Origin of the sequence: Pseudomonas sp. (genome assembly GCF_033723075.1) — a bacterium.
Classification (GTDB): Bacteria; Pseudomonadota; Gammaproteobacteria; order Pseudomonadales; family Pseudomonadaceae; genus Aquipseudomonas.
This window is the reverse complement of record NZ_JAWVXU010000022.1, coordinates 50,596-69,390: the sequence shown is the minus strand read 5'-3', so window position 1 is coordinate 69,390 and position 18,795 is coordinate 50,596. Positions and strand designations below refer to the sequence as shown.

18 protein-coding genes are annotated in these 18,795 nt (G+C 62.4%); 13 read left to right on the top strand and 5 right to left on the bottom strand.

What is annotated here, in order from left to right; genetic code table 11:
• The 5 genes from R3355_RS20935 to R3355_RS20915 form a co-directional block, all read right to left on the bottom strand.
• Nucleotides 1–264 (bottom strand): electron transfer flavoprotein subunit beta/FixA family protein (locus tag R3355_RS20935; RefSeq protein ID WP_413243553.1); only part of this gene is annotated, 264 nt, incomplete at its 3' end.
• 20 nt (nt 265–284) lie between these two features.
• The gene (locus R3355_RS20930) at nt 285–1,427 is read right to left on the bottom strand and encodes an acyl-CoA dehydrogenase (protein WP_318962980.1); all 1,143 of its coding nucleotides are present in this window, start codon (nt 1,425–1,427) and stop codon (nt 285–287) included.
• Between the two features lie 13 nt (nt 1,428–1,440).
• Nucleotides 1,441–2,637, bottom strand: coding sequence for an acyl-CoA dehydrogenase family protein (locus R3355_RS20925; protein ID WP_318962979.1), 1,197 nt, complete (start codon nt 2,635–2,637; stop codon nt 1,441–1,443).
• A 45-nt stretch (nt 2,638–2,682) separates the two neighbouring features.
• Nucleotides 2,683–4,770, bottom strand: coding sequence for a 3-hydroxyacyl-CoA dehydrogenase NAD-binding domain-containing protein (locus R3355_RS20920; protein ID WP_318962978.1), 2,088 nt, complete (start codon nt 4,768–4,770; stop codon nt 2,683–2,685).
• A 101-nt stretch (nt 4,771–4,871) separates the two neighbouring features.
• On the bottom strand, nt 4,872–5,648 hold the full coding sequence (locus tag R3355_RS20915) for an enoyl-CoA hydratase (protein WP_318962977.1): 777 nt from the start codon (nt 5,646–5,648) through the stop codon (nt 4,872–4,874).
• Nucleotides 5,649–5,891: 243 nt separating this feature from the next.
• On the opposite strand from R3355_RS20915, the gene R3355_RS20910 reads away from it, so the two are divergent.
• The 13 genes from R3355_RS20910 (at nt 5,892) to R3355_RS20850 (ending at nt 18,782) form a co-directional block, all read left to right on the top strand.
• Complete coding sequence (locus R3355_RS20910; protein ID WP_318962976.1) at nt 5,892–7,556, top strand: cyclohexanecarboxylate-CoA ligase; 1,665 nt, start codon at nt 5,892–5,894, stop codon at nt 7,554–7,556.
• A 48-nt stretch (nt 7,557–7,604) separates the two neighbouring features.
• Entirely contained in the window at nt 7,605–8,372 is a 768-nt protein-coding gene (locus R3355_RS20905; protein ID WP_318962975.1) for an SDR family NAD(P)-dependent oxidoreductase, read from the top strand.
• 14 nt (nt 8,373–8,386) lie between these two features.
• Nucleotides 8,387–9,169, top strand: coding sequence for an enoyl-CoA hydratase-related protein (locus R3355_RS20900; RefSeq protein ID WP_318962973.1), 783 nt, complete (start codon nt 8,387–8,389; stop codon nt 9,167–9,169).
• A gap of 57 nt (nt 9,170–9,226) precedes the next feature.
• Nucleotides 9,227–10,366, top strand: a complete 1,140-nt coding sequence (gene aliB, locus R3355_RS20895) for a cyclohexanecarboxyl-CoA dehydrogenase (RefSeq protein WP_318962971.1) — start codon at nt 9,227–9,229, stop codon at nt 10,364–10,366.
• Between the two features lie 72 nt (nt 10,367–10,438).
• The gene (locus R3355_RS20890; RefSeq protein ID WP_318962969.1) at nt 10,439–10,918 is read left to right on the top strand and encodes a MarR family transcriptional regulator; all 480 of its coding nucleotides are present in this window, start codon (nt 10,439–10,441) and stop codon (nt 10,916–10,918) included.
• A 121-nt stretch (nt 10,919–11,039) separates the two neighbouring features.
• Nucleotides 11,040–11,798: an ABC transporter ATP-binding protein gene (locus R3355_RS20885; RefSeq protein ID WP_318962968.1), complete on the top strand. Its 759-nt coding sequence runs from the start codon at nt 11,040–11,042 to the stop codon at nt 11,796–11,798.
• Nucleotides 11,791–12,513, top strand: a complete 723-nt coding sequence (locus tag R3355_RS20880; protein ID WP_318962966.1) for an ABC transporter ATP-binding protein — start codon at nt 11,791–11,793, stop codon at nt 12,511–12,513. Before R3355_RS20885 ends, R3355_RS20880 begins: the two co-directional genes overlap by 8 nt.
• Before the next feature lie 97 nt (nt 12,514–12,610).
• Complete coding sequence (locus R3355_RS20875) at nt 12,611–13,825, top strand: ABC transporter substrate-binding protein (protein ID WP_318962964.1); 1,215 nt, start codon at nt 12,611–12,613, stop codon at nt 13,823–13,825.
• 63 nt (nt 13,826–13,888) lie between these two features.
• The gene (locus R3355_RS20870) at nt 13,889–14,779 is read left to right on the top strand and encodes a branched-chain amino acid ABC transporter permease (protein ID WP_318962962.1); all 891 of its coding nucleotides are present in this window, start codon (nt 13,889–13,891) and stop codon (nt 14,777–14,779) included.
• A 2-nt stretch (nt 14,780–14,781) separates the two neighbouring features.
• Nucleotides 14,782–15,756: a branched-chain amino acid ABC transporter permease gene (locus tag R3355_RS20865; protein WP_413243552.1), complete on the top strand. Its 975-nt coding sequence runs from the start codon at nt 14,782–14,784 to the stop codon at nt 15,754–15,756.
• Between the two features lie 355 nt (nt 15,757–16,111).
• The gene (locus R3355_RS20860; protein ID WP_318962959.1) at nt 16,112–17,374 is read left to right on the top strand and encodes an OprD family porin; all 1,263 of its coding nucleotides are present in this window, start codon (nt 16,112–16,114) and stop codon (nt 17,372–17,374) included.
• 68 nt (nt 17,375–17,442) lie between these two features.
• A complete protein-coding gene (locus R3355_RS20855; RefSeq protein ID WP_318962957.1) occupies nt 17,443–18,147 on the top strand; it encodes a nitroreductase in 705 nt (234 codons plus the stop codon).
• 5 nt (nt 18,148–18,152) lie between these two features.
• Nucleotides 18,153–18,782 (top strand): TetR/AcrR family transcriptional regulator, encoded by a 630-nt coding sequence (locus R3355_RS20850; RefSeq protein WP_318962956.1) that lies wholly within the window; start codon nt 18,153–18,155, stop codon nt 18,780–18,782.
• The last annotated feature ends 13 nt before the right edge of the window (nt 18,783–18,795 follow it).

The window sequence follows — 18,795 nt, the reverse complement described above, 5'->3', positions numbered from 1 at the left end:
CGACTCGACCAGAATGGCGCGATCAGCACCCAACGCCAGAGCGGTACGCAGCTGCTCTTGAGCGGCAGTCGGACCAATCGACACCACGACGATTTCGCTCGCCACGCCCTTTTCTTTCAGGCGTACCGCTTCTTCCACGGCAATTTCGCAGAAGGGATTCATCGACATCTTGACGTTGGCAAGATCAACGCCGGAGTTGTCCGCCTTGACGCGAACCTTGACGTTGTAGTCGACCACTCGTTTGATCGCGACTAGTACTTTCATGAAACAGTCCTCTTGATGAGTCAGGCGCTTTTCAGCAGTTCGGCGTAGGCCTGCAGATGATGGTCGTCGTCACCCAGCTGGTGGCTGAGCATGACCAGACGCTTGGCGTGGTGGGCCAGGTTGTATTCCCAGGTCATACCGATTCCGCCATGCAGCTGGATGGCCTGCTCGGCGATAAAACGCGCGGCGCGCACGACGATGAACTTGGCTGCGGCCAGGCGCTGAGTACGCTCCTCGCTATTGGCCTCATCCGCCACACAGGCGGCGAGAATGGCCATGGAGGTGGCCAGTTCCAGTTCGCCACGCATATCGGCCATGCGGTGCTGCAGGACCTGGAACTTGCCGATCGGCGCACCGAACTGCTTGCGCGTTTTCAGGTAGTCGAGGGTTAGGCGGAAGGCTTCTTCCATGCCCCCCACCGCCTCGGCGCACTGACCCGCGATGGCACGCCCCTGCTGATAGCGCAGCGCCGCCAGGGCGTTGCCCGGCTCGCCGAGCAGGCTGTCAGCGGTGACGAATACGTCGTCCAGCTGCAGATCGCAGGCACGCGGGCCATCGATGCAGGGGTAGTCGTGACGGGTCACGCCAGCACTGGCTGGATCAAGCAGAAACAGGCTGATGCCCTGCTCGTCCAGCGGGCTGCCCGCTGTACGTGCCGACATTAGAATCAGTCCGGCGCTGTGCCCGCCGATCACCACCACCTTGTGCCCGGACAGTTGCCAGCCGCCGTCCACGGCTTCGGCGCGGGCCTGCACGTCGTGCAACTGGTAGTGACTCTGGCTTTCCTCCAGGGCCACCGCTAGTTGCAATTCGCCACTGGCCACCTGGGGTAACAACGACTCGCGCTGCTGGTCGTTACCCAGTTGCTGCAGCAGGCCGGCGGCATGGATCTGCGAATGCAGGAATGGCTCCAGGCACAGGTTGCGGCCCAGCTCGGTCATGATCAGCAGGTTGTCCACGCCGCTGCCGCCGTAGCCGCCATGGGCCTCGGCGATCGGTACCGAGCACAGGCCCAGTTCGCCGAGCTGTTGCCAGAACGCCTGACTGAAACCTAACTCGCTGCGGTAGAACTGCTCGCGTTGTTCGAAGCTATAGCTGTCGCGAGCCAGACGGACCACGGTGTCTTGCAGCATCTGCTGCTCTTCGCTGAGTGTGAAGTCCATGCTCGGGCCTCCCTTAGAGTTCGAGAATCATCTTGGCGATGATGTTCTTCTGGATTTCGTTGGAGCCGCCGTAGATCGACAGCTTGCGCAGGTTGAAATACTGGCCGGCAGGGGCGGCACTGTAGTCGGTATGCAACAGCTCGCCGGCGTAGTCGAAGTCCAGCTCTTGCTCGACAAACGGCAGCGCATGGGCACCGAGCGACTTGCGCAGCAGGTGGCTGATGGCTTGGCGAATTTCCGAGCCCTTGATCTTCAGGATCGAGCTTTCCGCACCCGGCACCCCGCCGGCCTGGGCGGCGGCGAGGATGCGCAGGGTGCTCATCTCGATGGCCAGCAACTGGATTTCCACCTCGGCCACCTGGACGCGGAACAGCGGATCGTCGAGCAACGGACGGCCGCCCCGCAGCTCGCTTGCCGCGACCCGCTTGAGGTGGGCCAGGGCCGCCTTGGACTGGGCGATGCCAGCCTGACCGGTGCGCTCGTGGGTGAGCAGGTACTTGGCGCAGGTCCAGCCCTTGTTTTCCTCGAACACCCGGTTCTCCACCGGCACGCGCACGTTGTCGAAGAACACCTCGTTGACTTCGTGATCGCCATCCAGGGTGATGATCGGCCGCACCGTGATGCCGGGGCTGGCCATGTCGATCAGCAGGAAGGAGATGCCGCGCTGCTGCTGGGCCTCGGGATCGGTGCGTACCAGACAGAAAATCATGTTGGCGTGCTGGCCGAGGGTGGTCCAGGTCTTCTGGCCGTTGACGATGTAGTCATCGCCGTCGCGCACCGCACGGGTCTTCAGGCTGGCCAGGTCGGAGCCGGCACCTGGTTCGGAGTAGCCCTGGCACCACCAGTCCTCACCGGAGAGGATGCGCGGCAGGTAGTGATCCTTCTGCGCCTGGGTGCCGAACTTGATGATCACCGGGGCGACCATATTGACGCCGAAGGAGATCAGCCGGGGCGCGCCGAAGGTCGCACATTCTTCTTCGAAGATGTGCTTCTGCACCACGCTCCAGCCGGTACCGCCATGCTCCACCGGCCAGTTGGCGGCATACCAGCCACGCTTGGCCAAGATGCGCTGCCAGCGCAGGTGGTCGTCCTTGCTCAGGTGCTTGCCCAGGCGCACCTTGGCGGCGATGTCATCCGGCAGCGCAGTGCGGACGAAGGCACGCACCTCCTCGCGGAATTCGAGTTCGGCAGGGGTGTAATTGATGTCCATTACAGGTTCCTCGATAGGTGTGAAAACCGGCCGACTGCGGCCGGTTCAGCCTTGCTGATCCCACTCGGCAAAGGTCTTGCCCGCAGCGACCAGGCGCTCGAGCAAGGGGGCCGGTTGCCAGTTGGCACCGAAGCACCGGTGGTACTCGCGGATGCCGTGCAGCACCCTGTCCAGGCCGATCTGGTCGGCATAAAACATCGGCCCGCCACGATGGGCCGGGAAGCCGTAACCGGTGAGGAAGATCACGTCGATATCGCTGGCGCGCTGGGCGATGCCCTCTTCGAGAATCCGCGCGCCTTCGTTGATCAGCGCATACAGCGGGCGTTGCAGCAGGCTGTGCGGATCGATGTCCGACTGCGGGCGCGAGAACAGCTCGTCGAGTTCGGGATCAGGTTGCGGCGTGCGCGTACCATCCGGATACAGGTAGAAGCCGGCACCGCTCTTCTGTCCGAAGCGCCCGGCCGCACACAGGCGGTCGAGCAGGTTCGGCAGGCGTTGCCCGGCGCTCAGCGTGGCGCGCTGGCGTTGGCGCATGTGCTGCCAGATATCCAGCCCGGACATATCGAGCATGGCGAACGGCCCCATGGCCATGCCGAACTCGCGCAGAACGGCGTCCACCTGTTGCACGCTGGCCCCCTCTTCCACCAGCAGCTCGGCCTCGCGGATGTAGTGCAGGGCCATGCGGTTGCCGACGAAGCCATCGCAGACTCCGACCACCACGGCGATCTTCTTCAGGCGCTTGCCCAGTTGCATGGCGCTAGCCAGCACCGTAGCGCTGGTCTGCGCGCCGCGCACCACTTCCAGCAGGCGCATGACGTTGGCCGGGCTGAAGAAATGCAGGCCGACCACATCCTGCGGGCGGCGGGTGAAGGCGGCAATACGGTCGAGGTCGAGAGATGACGTATTGCTGGCCAGGATAGCGCCGGGCTTGCACGCCCGGCCCAGCGCCTCGAAGACCGTCTGCTTGGCGGCGATATCCTCGAATACCGCCTCGATGGCCAGATCCACCTCGGCCAGCGCGGCATAATCGGTCACGCCCTCGATCAGCGCCAGGCGCTGCTGCATGGCCTGCTCGCTCAGGCTGCCGCGCCGCACACTCTTGTCCAGAGTAGTGGCGGCCCGTTGCAGGGCCGTGGCCAGCTTGTCCGCGTCGAGCTCCAGCAGCTTCACCGGCAGCCCGGCACTGGCCAGACTCAGGGCGATGCCAACGCCCATGGTGCCGCCGCCGATCACCGCTACCGAGCTGATCGGGCGGGTTTCGACGGTGGTATCCAAGCCTTTGATCTTGCCTGCCTGCCGCTCGGCGAAAAACTTGTGCACCAGCGCCAGGCGCTGTGGCGATTGCAAGCACTCCTGAAACAGTTTGCGTTCGCGCTTGAGCCCTTCCGCCAACGGCAATACGGTTGCCGCTTCAATTGCCGCGATGCAGCGCAGGGGCGAGAACAGCCCGGGCAGCGAACGCTGGACTTCGCAGCGCTTGGCTTCCAGCAGGGCCGCGTTATCCACCCCGCAGGTCAAACAGGCAGCAGCTTCGCCGCTGCGTCGTGGGCCTGCGCCCTGGGCCAGCAGTTGCTCGGCGAATGCCAGACCTGCGGCCAGCAAGTCACCATCGAACAACTGGTCGACAATGCCTGTGCGCTCGGCCTCGGCGGCCGTAACCGGCTCACCGCCGACGATCATCTCCAGTGCCAAGGCCACCCCAGCCACTCGCGGCAGACGCTGGGTGCCGCCGGCCCCCGGCAACAAACCGAGCTTGACCTCGGGCAGGCCCAGGCGGGCATCGCGTCGGGCAATGCGATAGTGACAGGCCAGCGCGACCTCCAGTCCGCCGCCGAGCGCCGAACCGTGGATCACCGCCAGCGAAGGCTTGCTGAAATTCTCGATGGCCTGGGTCACGTCCGCCAGGAACGGCGCTTGCGGCGGCTTGCCGAATTCGCGGATATCGGCCCCGGCGATAAAAGTAGTGCCGGCGCAGAACAGCACCACGACCTTGATCCGGGCATCTGCCTCGGCAGCGGCGAAGGCCTCCAGCAGGCCGGCACGCACGGCCTGGCCCAAGGCATTGACCGGGGGGTTGTTGACGCGGATAACCGCCACGGCCCCTTCACGGGACAGTTGTACGGGAGAAGACATCTGACAGCTCCTACAAGCGCTTGCGCCTGCGTTTTATTGTTGTCGCGCTGCTGTGGCTCTGCTCTGAAGGAAAAGAGCCAGGGATCGCCGACCGACAGAGGTCAGCGGTGTTTCCATAGCGGCTGGCGTTTCTGCACGAAAGCCTGCATACCTTCCTTCTGGTCTTCGCTGGCGAAGCTGGCATGCAGCAGGCGACGCTCGAAATGCACGCCCTCGGCCAGGGTGGTTTCAAAGGCGCGGTCGACGGCCTCCTTGTTCAGCTTCACTGCCATGGCCGAATAGCCGGCGATCTGCCTGGCCACCTGCAGCGCCTCGTCGAGCAGGCTGGCCGCCGGCACCACGCGGCTGACCAAGCCGCTGCGCTCAGCTTCCTGCGCGTCCATCAAGCGCCCGGTCAGGCACAGATCCATTGCCTTGGCCTTGCCCACCGCGCGGGTCAGGCGCTGGGTGCCGCCGGCACCCGGCAAGGTACCGACCTTCACCTCCGGCTGACCGAAGCGGGCGTTGTCGGCGGCAATCACGAGGTCGCACATCATCGCCAGCTCGCAGCCACCGCCCAGCGCCAGCCCGGCCACCGCGGCAATCACCGGCTTGCGGCAGCGGGTCACCTCCTCCCAGTTGGCGGTCACGAAGTCTTCCAGGTAGACATCGGAGAAGCCCTTGAACTGCAACTCGGCGATATCGGCACCGGCGGCGAATGCCTTGTCGTTGCCGGTGATCACCATGGCGCGGATGCCGCTATCGCGCTCGAAGCCACGCAACGCATCGCCCAGTTCGCTCATCAAAGCGCCATTCAACGCGTTATGCACCGCCGGTCGGTTGAGCCGGACAAGGCCGACGCTCTCATGCCGTTCGATCAGGATGTTGTTGTAGGCCATGACATTCCCCACTGCTGCTTATCTGACGGTGGCGGAGCGCATCGGTCGTTGTCCGCCGGAACCCGGCCGTGCGGTCTGTCGATCGACTGCACGGCCCGGGCACTTGCTAGCGAGTCTATCCACAGAAAAAAATAAAGACAACATGTTGACATAATAAAAATCGAAGGCGTATCTTCATTCCATCGGAAAGGTCAGTCCATCGCCGACCAAAACAAAAAATACCTAGTGAAAGTGGTGCAAATCATGACAATAAGCACAAACATGCATGCGCAACGCCGCTCGGCCATGGTCGAGCTTGGCGCCTGGAATGACATGATCATTACAGATCATCTCGACCAGACCGTATCCAGCAGCCCTGACTCGGCCGCACTGATTGCCTACCGGGTGAGTGAAGATCAACGCACCACACTGAGCTACCGCGAACTCGACCGGATCGTCACTCGCATGGCAGCAGGCCTCGCAAGTCTCGGCGTGGAAAAAGCAGATGTAGTGTCATGCCAACTGCCCAACTGGTGGCAGATGACCGCCCTGCACCTGGCCTGTGTGCGCATCGGCGCCATCCTCAACCCACTGATGCCGATCTTCCGCGAGCGTGAGCTGACCTTCATGCTCGGCCACGCCCAGAGCCGCGTGCTGGTGATCCCGCACAGCTTCCGCGGCTTCAATTACGCGGCAATGGTGCAAGGAATGCGCAGTGAACTGCCCAACCTTGAGCATGTACTGGTGATTGGCGGCGACGACAGCGCCAACTGCTTCGAGCAGGTGCTGCTGGAGCAGCCCTGGGAAGAGCGTATCGACACCCGCGCGCTGTTCGCCGAACGCCGCCTGAACGGCGACGATGTGGTTCAGTTGCTCTACACCTCCGGCACCACCGGCGAGCCGAAAGGCGTACTGCACACCTCCAACACCCTGTTCAGCAACGTGCGCCCCTATGCCGAGCGCCTGCACCTGAACAGCGACGACATCATTTTCATGGCCTCGCCAATGGCGCACCAGACCGGCTTCCTCTATGGCCTGATGATGCCGATCTACCTGCAGACCACCGCTGTATTGCAGGACACCTGGGACCCGCTGTATGCGGTCAAGGTCGCGGCGGCGGAAAAGCCGACCTTCACCATGGCCTCCACGCCCTTCCTCGCCGACCTGATCGAGGTCGCGCCAAGCCATCGCGACGCACTCGCCTCGCTGCGCATCTTCGTCGCCGCCGGCGCACCCATTCCCGAAGCCCTGGTGGAGAAAGCCGGCAGCGCGGTGAGTGCACAGATCATCTCCGCCTGGGGCATGACCGAGAACGGCGCGGTGACCATGACCCGTCCCGAGGACGCCGCCGACCGCGCCATCCATACCGACGGTGTGGCGCTTCCTTATATGGAGGTGCAGGTAATCGACGATCACGGCCAGATCGTGGCCAACGGCACCGAGGGCAACCTGATGGTGCGCGGTGCCAGCCTGTTCGTCGGCTACCTCAAGCGCCCCGAACTGTACGGCGTGGATGACCACGGCTGGTTCGCCACCGGCGACCTGGCGCGCATGGATGAGCAGGGCTATATCCGCATCACCGGGCGCACCAAGGATGTGGTCATCCGCGGTGGCGAGAACGTGCCGGTGGTGGAGATCGAGAACCTGCTCTACAAGCACCCGGCAATCTCTGCGGTCGCACTGGTCGGTTGCCCGGATGATCGTCTCGGCGAGCGCGTCTGCGCCTACGTGACCCTGCACGAGGGCCATTCCAGCCTGACCCTGGAAGATTTGGTGGCCTTCCTGCTGGAGCAGCGCCTGACCAAGAACTACCTGCCGGAATACCTGGAAGTGCTGCCCGCCCTGCCGCGCACCCCGTCCGGGAAGATCCAGAAATTCAAGCTGCGCGAACAGGCCCAAAGCATCCGCCTGAATGGCAACAAACGCTAAGCGACACCTTCACCCCTTACCACACCAACACGATCAGAGGACTGCTGTATGAAAGGTCTAACTGGAAAAACCGTAATCATCACCGGCGGCGGCGGCGGCATCGGCCGCGCGGTCAGCCTGCGTTTCGCTGAAGAAGGCAGCCTGGTAGCCGTGCTCGACCGTGACGCCAATGCTGCGCAAACCACCGTCGACCTGATCAGCGAAGCCGGTGGCAAGGCCAAGGCTTATGCCGCCGACATCACCGACTACGCCGCCATCGTCGAAACCGTGGCGGCCATCGAAAACGACCTCGGCGTGCCGACCGTACTGGTCAACAACGCCGGCTTCGACCGCTTCATGCCCTTCCTCAAGACCGAACCGGCCATGTGGCAACAGCTGATCTCGATCAACCTGACCGGCGCCCTGAACATGCACCACGTGGTGCTGCCGAAGATCCTCGCCGCCGGTGGTGGCAAGGTGATCAACGTCGCCTCCGACGCCGCCCGCGTCGGCTCTTCCGGCGAAGCCGTGTACGCCGCCTGCAAGGCCGGCCTGGTCGGCCTGTCGAAAACCCTGGCCCGCGAACTGGCGACCAAGAACGTCAGCGTCAACGTGGTCTGCCCCGGCCCGACCGACACCGCCCTGCTGAAAAGCGTGGCGGACACTTCGAGCAACCCGGAAAAACTCCTGGAAGCCTTCAAGAACGCGGTACCGATGCGCCGCCTCGGCCAGCCGGAAGACTACCCAGGGATCATCGCCCTGCTCGCCAGCGACGACGCCAACTTCATCACCGGACAGGTTATTTCCGTGTCCGGCGGCCTGACCATGGCCGGCTAACCAGGAGAACCTCGATGAACTACGAAGACATTCTGTACACCGAAGTCGATGGTGTCGCCACCATCACCATCAACCGCCCGGATCGCTACAACGCCTTTCGCGGCCAGACCTGCATGGAGCTGCTGGACGCCTTCAACCGCGCCGGCTGGAACAAGCAAGTCGGCGTCATCGTGTTCACCGGCGCCGGCGACAAAGCGTTCTGTACCGGCGGTGATCAGGGTGCCCATGCCGGCCAGTACGACGGTCGCGGCATCATCGGCCTGCCGGTCGAGGAACTGCAGAGCCTGATCCGTGCGGTACCCAAGCCGGTGATCGCCCGCGTCAACGGTTTCGCCATCGGTGGCGGCCACGTGCTGCACGTGGTCTGCGACCTGAGCATCGCCTCCGACAAGGCCATCTTCGGCCAGGTCGGCCCGAAGGTCGGTTCGGTCGACCCAGGCTTCGGCACCGCCTACCTGTCGCGCGTGATCGGCGAGAAGCGCGCCCGCGAGATCTGGTACATGTGCCGCAAGTACACCGCCCAGCAGGCACTGGACTGGGGCCTGGTCAACTCCGTGGTCCCCCACGAAGAGCTGGATGCCGAAGTGCAGAAGTGGTGCGACGAGATCCTCGAGAAGAGTCCGACCGCCCTGTCCATCGCCAAGCGTTCGTTCAATGCCGACAGCGAGAACATCGCCGGCATCGGCGGCCTCGGCATGCAGGCCCTGAGCCTGTACTACGACACCGACGAAGCTAAGGAAGGCACCGCTGCGTTCAAGGAAAAACGCAAGCCGGACTTCCGCAAGTTCTACAAGTGATCCCGTTGTCGGCAGCCCACGCTGTCGGCGCGCCCCAGCCCAGGCTTGGAGAGAAACATGAATTTTGCATTCAATGAACAACAGAACGCCATTCGTGACAGCGTTGCGCGCTTCAGTGCCGATGTACTTGCGCCGGGTTATCGCAAACGCGATCGCGACGGCAACATCGAACGCTCGGTGATCCAGCAGATGGGCGAAATGGGTCTGCTCGGTGGCGAACTCGCGGAAGAATTCGGTGGCAGCGGCCTGGACTGCGTCACCGCCGGCATCATCATCGAAGAAATCTCCAAGGGTGACTTCAACGTCGGCTATATCCCGTTGCTGGCTTCGCTCAACGGCCAGATCATCGCCCAGCACGCCTCGCCGGAGCTGGCCACAGAGTGGCTGAGCGCAATCACCGCCGGGCAGAAAATCGTCTGCATCGCCCTGACCGAGCCCAGCGGTGGTTCCGACGCGGCCAGCCTGCGCCTGAAGGCCGAACGCAAAGGAGACGTCTATGCGCTGAACGGCGAGAAGACCTCGATCTCCATGGCCGACCAGGCCGACGTGGCCGTGGTCTTTGCCCGCACCGGCACCCAGGAGTCGCGAGCCAACGGCATCAGTGCCTTCCTGGTACCGATGACGTTGCCAGGCATCAGCACCACCCGTTTCGAAGACGCCGGCCAGCGCGCAATCGGCCGCGGTTCGATCTTCTTCGACAACGTGGAAGTACCCGTAAGCCATCGTCTGGGTGATGAGGGAAAAGGCTTCAAACAAGTGATGCAGGGCTTCGACTACAGCCGTGCACTGATCGGCCTGCAGTGCCTGGCGATAGCCCAGCAGTCGCTGGACGAAACCTGGCAGTGGCTGACCGAGCGTCAGGCCTTCGGCCAGAACCTCTCGGCCTTCCAGGGCCTGACCCATCCGCTGGCCGAATTGCAGACCTATGTACACGCCGCCCGCCTGCAGTGCTACTACGCGCTGTGGCTAAAGGACAACAAGTTGCCACACAATGCCGAGGCGGCGATGAATAAATGGTGGGGACCGAAGCTCGCGTTCGATGTGGTCAAGCAGTGCCTGTTGGCCCACGGCCATACCGGCTACGGCGAGGACCTGCCATTCTCCCAGCGCCTGCGCGATGTGCTTGGCCTGCAAATCGGCGACGGCACCGCACAGATCATGAAAAACATCATCGCCCGGGAATTCGTTCCCAAGTGACGCCTTGTTTACTCCGGCAGGCAGGGTGTTGTCATAACCTCGAGCGGCCTACCGGATCAACAAGGAATAGCAATGACCAACAACGAAACCAAGGGAATACCCAACCGCCTGTTCTTCAGACTGTTTCAGACGGGAAACACCCTGCAGCGGCAGGTACAGAACGAGATGGGTATCAGCACCGTGCAATGGGCGGTACTCGGTGCCCTGTCCCGCAGCGGATACGAACAGGGCATCTCGTTCAATGAGCTGACCGAGTACCTGGTGGTCAGCCGGCAGAGCCTGGATGGCGTACTCAAGCGTATGGAGCGCGACAACCATGTGGTGCGCATCCCCCATCCCGACGATGGCCGCGCGCGCCTGGTGCAACTGACGGACACCGGCAAGGCTTTTTGGGAATCGTTACAGGACAGGATTTATGAGTTCTACCAGCAGGGGTTGAAGGGCTTCAGTTTCGACGACAGCGTCAGCCTGCTGCACTTTCTCACCAAGCTGCATGTCGATTTGGCCAAGGTGTCCCTTGGCAACGGGCAGCCGGACAGGCCGGAAGAATAGCGAGCTCGACGCATCTTCCCTTCCTGCCTCCGCTCCCAGCGGTAAGGGTTTTACCCCATGTCATGTGGCATGGGCGCCGGTTAGATAAAAACAACTAACACCTGGCAGGAAGAGCATACCGATGAGCAATGTCATCCTCGAAACACGGGGATTGACCAAGGAGTTCAATGGCTTCACCGCCGTCGACTCGGTCGATCTTCAGGTACAAGAAGGGCATATCCATGCCCTGATCGGCCCCAATGGCGCCGGTAAATCCACGGTTTTCAACCTGTTGACCCACTTCCTGCCGGCCACCCGTGGCGAGGTGCTGTATCAGGGACAGGTGATCGGCAAGCTGCCGCCCAACCGGATCGCCCGGCTGGGGCTGGTGCGTTCCTTCCAGATCTCAGCGGTATTCGGCCAGATGAGCGTGCTGGAAAATGTGCGCGTGGCCCTGCAACGCCAGCTCGGCACCTCCTTCCATTTCTGGAAAGCGGCCAGCTCGCTTGATCACCTCAACCAGCGCGTCATGCAGCTGCTGGAAGCGGTCGACCTGCAGGACTTCGCCGCGCGCAAGACCGTCGAACTGCCCTACGGGCGCAAGCGCGCACTGGAACTGGCCACCACCCTCGCCCTGGATCCCAAGGTGATGCTGCTCGACGAGCCGACCCAGGGCATGGGCCACGAGGACGTCGAGCGGGTGGTCGAATTGATCCGCAAGGCCGCCGTCGGCCGCACCGTGCTGATGGTCGAACACAACCTGCACGTGGTCAGCAGCCTGTGCGACCGCATCACCGTGCTGGCGCGCGGCAGCGTCCTGGCCGAAGGCGACTACGCCACGGTGTCGGCCAACCCGCTGGTACGCGAGGCCTATATGGGCAAGGAGGTCGAGCATGTCTGACTTGCATACGCCGGCACCGGAACAGCTGCGCCTGTCCGACCTGCACGCCTTCTACGGCGAATCGCACATCCTCCACGGCGTCGACATGAAGGTGCATCGCGGCGAACTGGTGACCCTGCTCGGCCGCAACGGCTCCGGGCGCAGCACCATTCTCAAGTCGATCATGGGCATGGTCGGTCGGCGTACCGGCTCGATCATGATCAACGGCAAGGAGACCATCGGCCTGCCGCCCTTTCGCATCCCGCGCCTGGGTGCCGGCTACTGCCCGGAAGAGCGCGGCATCTTCGCCAGCCTGGATGTCGAGGAAAACCTGCTACTGCCGCCGACCGTGCGCAGCGGCGGCATGAGCCTCGACGAGATCTACGAAATGTTCCCCAACCTCTACGAGCGCCGCCGCAGCCAGGGCACCCGCCTGTCCGGCGGCGAGCAGCAGATGCTGGCCATGGCGCGCATCCTGCGCACCGGCGCCAACCTGCTGCTGCTCGACGAGATCACCGAAGGCTTGGCCCCGGTGATAGTGCAGAAGCTCGCCGAGGTGCTGCTCAAGCTCAAGGAGAAGAACCTGACGATCATTCTGGTCGAACAGAACTTCCGCTTCGCCGCGCCCCTGGCCGACCGCCACTACCTGATCGAGCACGGCCAGATCATCGAGGAAATCAGCGCCGCCGAACTGCCCGGGCAGATGGATCTGTTGCACCGACAGCTGGGCGTATAGCGCCACACCGGCAGCACAAAAAAACCAGTAACCGGCTTGTTTACCCCCAGGCCAGAGAGCCCCTTTGCGCCTGAAAATCCAAGAGAGCGAGAGTCATATGTGTAAAACAACAATAAAACCATTGATCGCAGCCCTGACTCTGATCGCCGCAGGCAGTGCCAGCGCCGAGATCAGCGACAAGGAAATCCGCATCGGCTACCTGGCCGACATGTCCGGCGCCTACCGCGACCTCGGTGGCCCCGGCGGCCTGGAAGCGCTGAACATGGCCATCGAAGACTTCGGCGGGGCGATCAACGGCAACAAGATCGTGGTGATCAGCGCCGACGATCGCAACAGCCCGGATGTCGGCGCCAACACCACCCGCGAGTGGATTGACCGGCGCAACGTCGACATGGTTGCGGGCCTGGTGTCCTCGGCGGTGACCATCGCCGTCACGCGCATCCTGGAAGAAAACAACAAGCTCGGCCTGGTATCGATTTCCGCGTCTTCTGCAATCACCAATGAATACTGCACCGCCAACCATATTCATTGGGTGTACGACACTTACGCCATGGCCAACGGTACCGCCAAGGCCATCGTTAAAGAGGGCGGCGACAAGTGGTTTATCCTCGCCGCCGACTATGCCTTCGGTCATGCCATGGAAGCCGACGTCGAGCGCACCGTCACCGAGGCCGGCGGCAAAGTGGTCGGCAAGACCCGTCACCCGCTGGCATCCAGCGACTTCTCGTCGTACATCCTGCAGGCTCAAAGCTCCGGGGCCAACACCATCGGCCTAGCTAACGCGGCGTCCGACACGGTCAACGCCATCACCACCGCCAAGCAGTTCGGCCTGACCGACTCGGGGCAAAACCTGGCCGGCCTGATGGTGTTCATTAACGACGTGCACGCCCTCGGCCTGGAAGCCACCCAAGGCCTGCAACTGACCACCGGCTGGTACTGGGACCAGAACGAGGAGAGCCGCACCTGGGCGCAGCGCTTCCACCAACGCACCCAGCGCATGCCGACCATGGTCCAGGCCGGCATCTACTCCAGCACCCGCCACTACCTAGAAGCGGTCAAGGCGGTCGGCAGCGACGAGGCGCAGGCGGTGCGCAAGCAGATGATCGCGACCCCGGTGAACGACATGTTCACCAAGAACGGCTACATCCGCGAGGACGGTCGCATGGTCTACGACATGTACCTGGCCCAGGTGAAGACGCCCGCTGAATCCACCGGCGAGTGGGACCTGTACAAGATCGTTCGCACTATCCCCGGTGAAGAAGCCTTCCGACCGCTCTCGGAAAGCAAATGCAAGCTGGTCAATAAGTCCTGACAACCGCTTGAGCGAGCTCGGATGCCACTGGGCATCCCGGCTAGCCACGGGATGGAGCACAGTATGAACCTGACATTCTTCGATATTCCGGCGGCCGCGCTGCTCGGCCAGCTGATGCTCGGCCTGATCAACGGCGCCTTCTACGCCCTGCTCAGCCTGGGCCTGGCGATCATCTTCGGCCTGCTCAAGGTGATCAACTTCGCCCATGGCGCGCAGTACATGCTCGGCGCCTTCCTAGCCCTGTTGCTGTTGCGTCACTTCGGCATCGACTACTGGACCGCGCTGCTACTGGTGCCGATCCTAGTGGGGCTTTTCGGCTGCGCCCTGGAACGCTTCCTGCTGCGTCCCATCGCCGGCGAAAGCCACCTCTACAGCCTGTTGCTGACCTTCGGCCTGGCCCTGATCATCCAGGGCCTGTTCACCAACCTGTACGGCAGCTCGGGCAACGCCTACCCGACCCCGGAGGCGCTGCGCGGCGCACTGAACCTCGGCTTTATGTACCTGCCGACCTACCGCGCCTGGGTCATAGTCGCGGCCCTGAGCGTCTGCCTCGCCGCCTGGCTGATCATCGAGAAGACCCGCCTCGGCGCCTACCTGCGCGCTGGCACCGAGAACCCGCAACTGATGCAGGCGTTCGGCATCAACATTCCCTTCCTGATCACCGTGACCTACGGCTTCGGCGTGGCCTTGGCGGCCTTCGCCGGGGTACTGGCCGCGCCGCTGTACAGCGTCTCGCCAGGCATGGGTGCCAATCTGCTGATCGTGGTGTTCGCCGTGGTGGTGATCGGCGGCATGGGCTCGATCGTCGGCGCGGTAGTCACCGGACTGGCCATGGGCCTGATCGAAGGACTGACCAAGGTGTTCTACCCGCAAGCGGCGACCACGGTGATCTTCCTGGTGATGGTGCTGGTATTGCTGATCAAACCCAACGGCCTGTTCGGCAAAGAGGCATGACCATGACCACGACCCACTTCCAAGATGCCCTGCAACGCTCGCGGCAACGCAAGCAGCTGTACCTGGGCCTGGCACTGCTGACCATCGCCCTGGTCGCGCCCTTCGTTGCCTACCCGATCTTCCTGATGAAACTGCTGTGCTTCGCCCTGTTCGCCTGCGCCTTCAACCTGCTGCTGGGCTATGTCGGCCTGCTGTCGTTCGGGCATGCCGCGTTTCTCGGCACCGGCGGCTATATCACCGGCTGGCTGCTGACCCGTTACAGCGGCCTGACGCCAGAGCTGGGCATCCTCGGCGGCACCTTCGCCGCCACCCTGCTCGGCTTGCTGTTCGGCGTGCTGGCGATTCGCCGTCAGGGCATCTATTTCGCCATGATCACCCTGGCGCTGGCGCAGATGACCTTCTTCATCTACCTGCAAGCGCCCTTCACCGGTGGCGAAAATGGCCTGCACGGCGTCCCTCGCGGCCAGTTGCTGGGACTGTTCGACCTGAAAAGCGATCTGGTCATGTACTACTTCGTGCTGGCGGTGTTCCTGTTCGGCTACCTGCTGATCCAGCGCACGGTCAACTCGCCGTTCGGCCAGATCCTGCGCGCCATCCGCGAGAACGAAGCGCGCGCGCTGTCGCTCGGCTACAACGTCAACGCCTACAAGCTGCTGGCCTTCGTCATCTCCGCCGGGCTGGCGGGATTGGCCGGCTCGACCAAGACCGTGGTGTTCCAGTTCGCCAGCCTCACCGACGCACACTGGCACATGTCCGGCGAGGTGATCCTGATGACCCTGCTCGGCGGTGTCGGCACTCTGCTCGGCCCAGTACTCGGTTCCAGCCTGGTGGTCTGGCTGCACCACGCCCTCGGCGGCAGCGTGCTGGGCAGTTGGATGAGCGTGATCCTCGGTAGCATCTTCGTGCTTTGCGTGCTGCTGTTTCGCGCCGGCATCGTCGGCTATCTGCAGAAATTCGTGCAACGCAACCTGCGTTGATCACATCCACCTCGGCAACTCCCAGCAACTGAGCGGCCCCTTTCGGTTCCCCGGCGACGGGGAGCCGGATTTTCGTGCCCGCCAAAAATAAGAAAAGCTATTTACCTAAAAATATAACTCACAAAAAATATGAAAAGTTTTTTATTGTTTAAATTCATCATGTTGAGAAAATTAGGTGCCTTGCTTTCGCGCCGAGCAACAACAATTTTATGTCATCATATTGATATTTATGGTCGAAAAAATTAGGCTTTCAACGTGCCTTGCAACTGCCGTCACGCGCCCCACAAGCCACGGCCATTCGCGGTACCAGAACCCTTTGTGAACCTCTCAACAAAAACAACTACAGGTAAACAACATGCTTCTTCCTCACCACCACAACCGCACGACCCCACGCCTGCTACTCCTGAGCGGCTGCCTATTGCCAGTGATCGCCCACGGCGAATTCGTCGAGGACAGCCAACTCACCCTGGAAACTCGCAATTTCTATATGAACCGTGACTTCCGCGATAACGTCGGCGGCAAGCACAAGGCCGAAGACTGGGGACAGGGCTTCATGCTGCGTTACAACTCGGGCTTTACCGAAGGCACGCTCGGCTTTGGCGTCGACGCGCTCGGCCTGCTCGGCGTCAAACTGGACTCGGGCCAAGGCACCAGCGGCACAGGAGCCCTGCAAGTGCAGAAGGATGGCGAAGTCTCCGACGAGTTCAGTTTCCTCGGTCTGACCGCCAAGGCAAGGTTCGCAGACAGCCTGCTGACCGTCGGCACCCATGCGCCGACCTTGCCGATCGCCTTTCGTAACGACACCCGCCTGCTGCCACAAACCTTCGAGGGTGCGCAACTGGTGTCCAAGGATGTTGACAAGCTGACCTTGACCGCAGGCCAATTCAGCGGCACCCGCCTGCGCGACTCGACAAACTACGAAGACATGAAAATGGTTGCCTTCGCCGAGGGTGGCGGACTGGCTGGCGGTGGCGCGGCCAGCGACCGCTTCAACTACGCTGGCGCCAGCTACACCCCGCTGCCCAACCTGACCGGCACTTATTTCTATGCTGAATTGGAAGACAACTACAACCAGCACTACGGCAACCTGATCCAAAGCCTGCCGCTGACCGAAGGCCTGACCCTGAAATCGGATATCCGCTACTTTGACAGCGACAAGGAAGGCAACACCACGGTCGACAACCGCAACCTCGGTGCCATGCTCACCCTCGCCTATCAGGGCCATGCGCTGGGCTTCGCCTATCAGGACCAGAGTGGCAAGACCGGCCAACCCTTCATCGGCGGCGGCACCGATCCCTGGGCACTGAACACCGTGACTTACCACCACTTCCTCCGCGCCAAGGAAGACTCCTGGCAACTGCGCTACGACTACAACTTCGCCGCGGCCGGCATTCCCGGCCTGACCCTGATGACCCGCTATGTCCGCGGCGACAACTTCACGATCGGCGGGGCCAACGCCAAAGAATGGGAACGCGACCTCGACCTGGGCTATGTCATCCAGAGCGGCCCGCTGAAGGACGTCAGCCTGCGCTGGCGCAACGTCGCCTACCGCGGCAGCCACACCACCGACATCGACGAGAATCGCCTGATAGTCGGCTATACCTTCAAATTTTGGTAATCCGCCGATAAACCACCGGGAGCGGGTCCTGCGACCCGCTCCCCCGCATGACATAGAGAATTCTGCCCATGCATGTAGATGCCGCCATCCGCTCACGCAAATCGGTTCGCCGTTTCCTGCCCCTGAGCATTCCCCGCCACGTGGTCGAGCACATTTTGCAAGTGGCCGCGCGGGCCCCCAGCGGCAACAACGTCCAGCCCTGGCATGTTCATGTAGTGAGCGGCCAAGCCAAGCAGGCGTTGTGCGCCGACCTCCACACCGCCGCGACAACCCAGGCCGAACAGCATAGCGCCGAGTACCACTACTACCCGGACAACTGGTTCGAGCCCTACCAGGGACGACGCCGAGCAGTCGGTTTCGATCTGTATGAAGCGCTTGGCATCGAACGCGACGACCTGCCCGCTCGCAATCAGCAGATGCTGCGCAACTACCAATTCTTCGACGCCCCGGTTGGCGTGCTGATCAGTCTCGATCGCAGGCTCAACACCGGCAGCTTCATGGATCTTGGCATGTTCATCCAGAACATTATGCTAGCCGCCCGCGGCCAAGGCCTGCATACCTGCGCTCAGGCGGCATTCGCCTGGTACCACCAGATCGTTCGGCGGCACGTACCGCTCGCCGACCACGACATCCTGGTATGCGGCATCGCCCTCGGTCACGAAGACCGCGAGGCCCCGGAAAACAGGATGGAAACGCCACGCGAACAGGTCGCCAACTTCGCCTCCTTTCACGGCTTCCATGAGCGGGAAGCAAGCCCGTCAACACTGGCTTGAGCAGCATGCCAAAGAGCACCATCAGAGATACCCCGCAGACTGAACAGGCCATCCGCGAAGCGGCGGTTCAACTGATCTCGAAGATCGGCTACGAATCGATGAGCCTGCGCCAGCTGGCTACCCAGGCCGGAGTGAATCCGGGCACCCTGTATCTCTACTACCAAGGCAAAAAGGAGTTGTTGGCCAGCCTGGTACTCGGCTACCTCGAAGAACTCTTGCACGCATGGCGACAATCCAAACCCATGCATTCCAGGGCCGACATGACACTACAGGCCTTCGTAGATTTCCACGTGCGCTACCACCTGCTCAGGAAAGAACAAGGTGTGCTTGGCAACATGGAACTGCGCAGTCTGGACAGCGAAGATCTGCAGATCGTCAGACAAGCACGCCGCGCTTATCTTCGCGAGATACAGGTCATCCTCGAACAGGGTATCGGTGAAGGACTGTTCGATTGCGACGAGCCAAAGCTACTCGCCCACATCCTGTTCAACACCCTGACCCACGCCTGTTCCTGGTACAAGGCCGACGGCCCCCTGAGTGCCGACGATATCGTAATCAAGTATTCGCAACTGGCATTGCGCATGGTGGGTTGCCGCATCCACCCCACTGCGAATCTTATTCGACTGACTTCCTGAACCTCAGGAAATG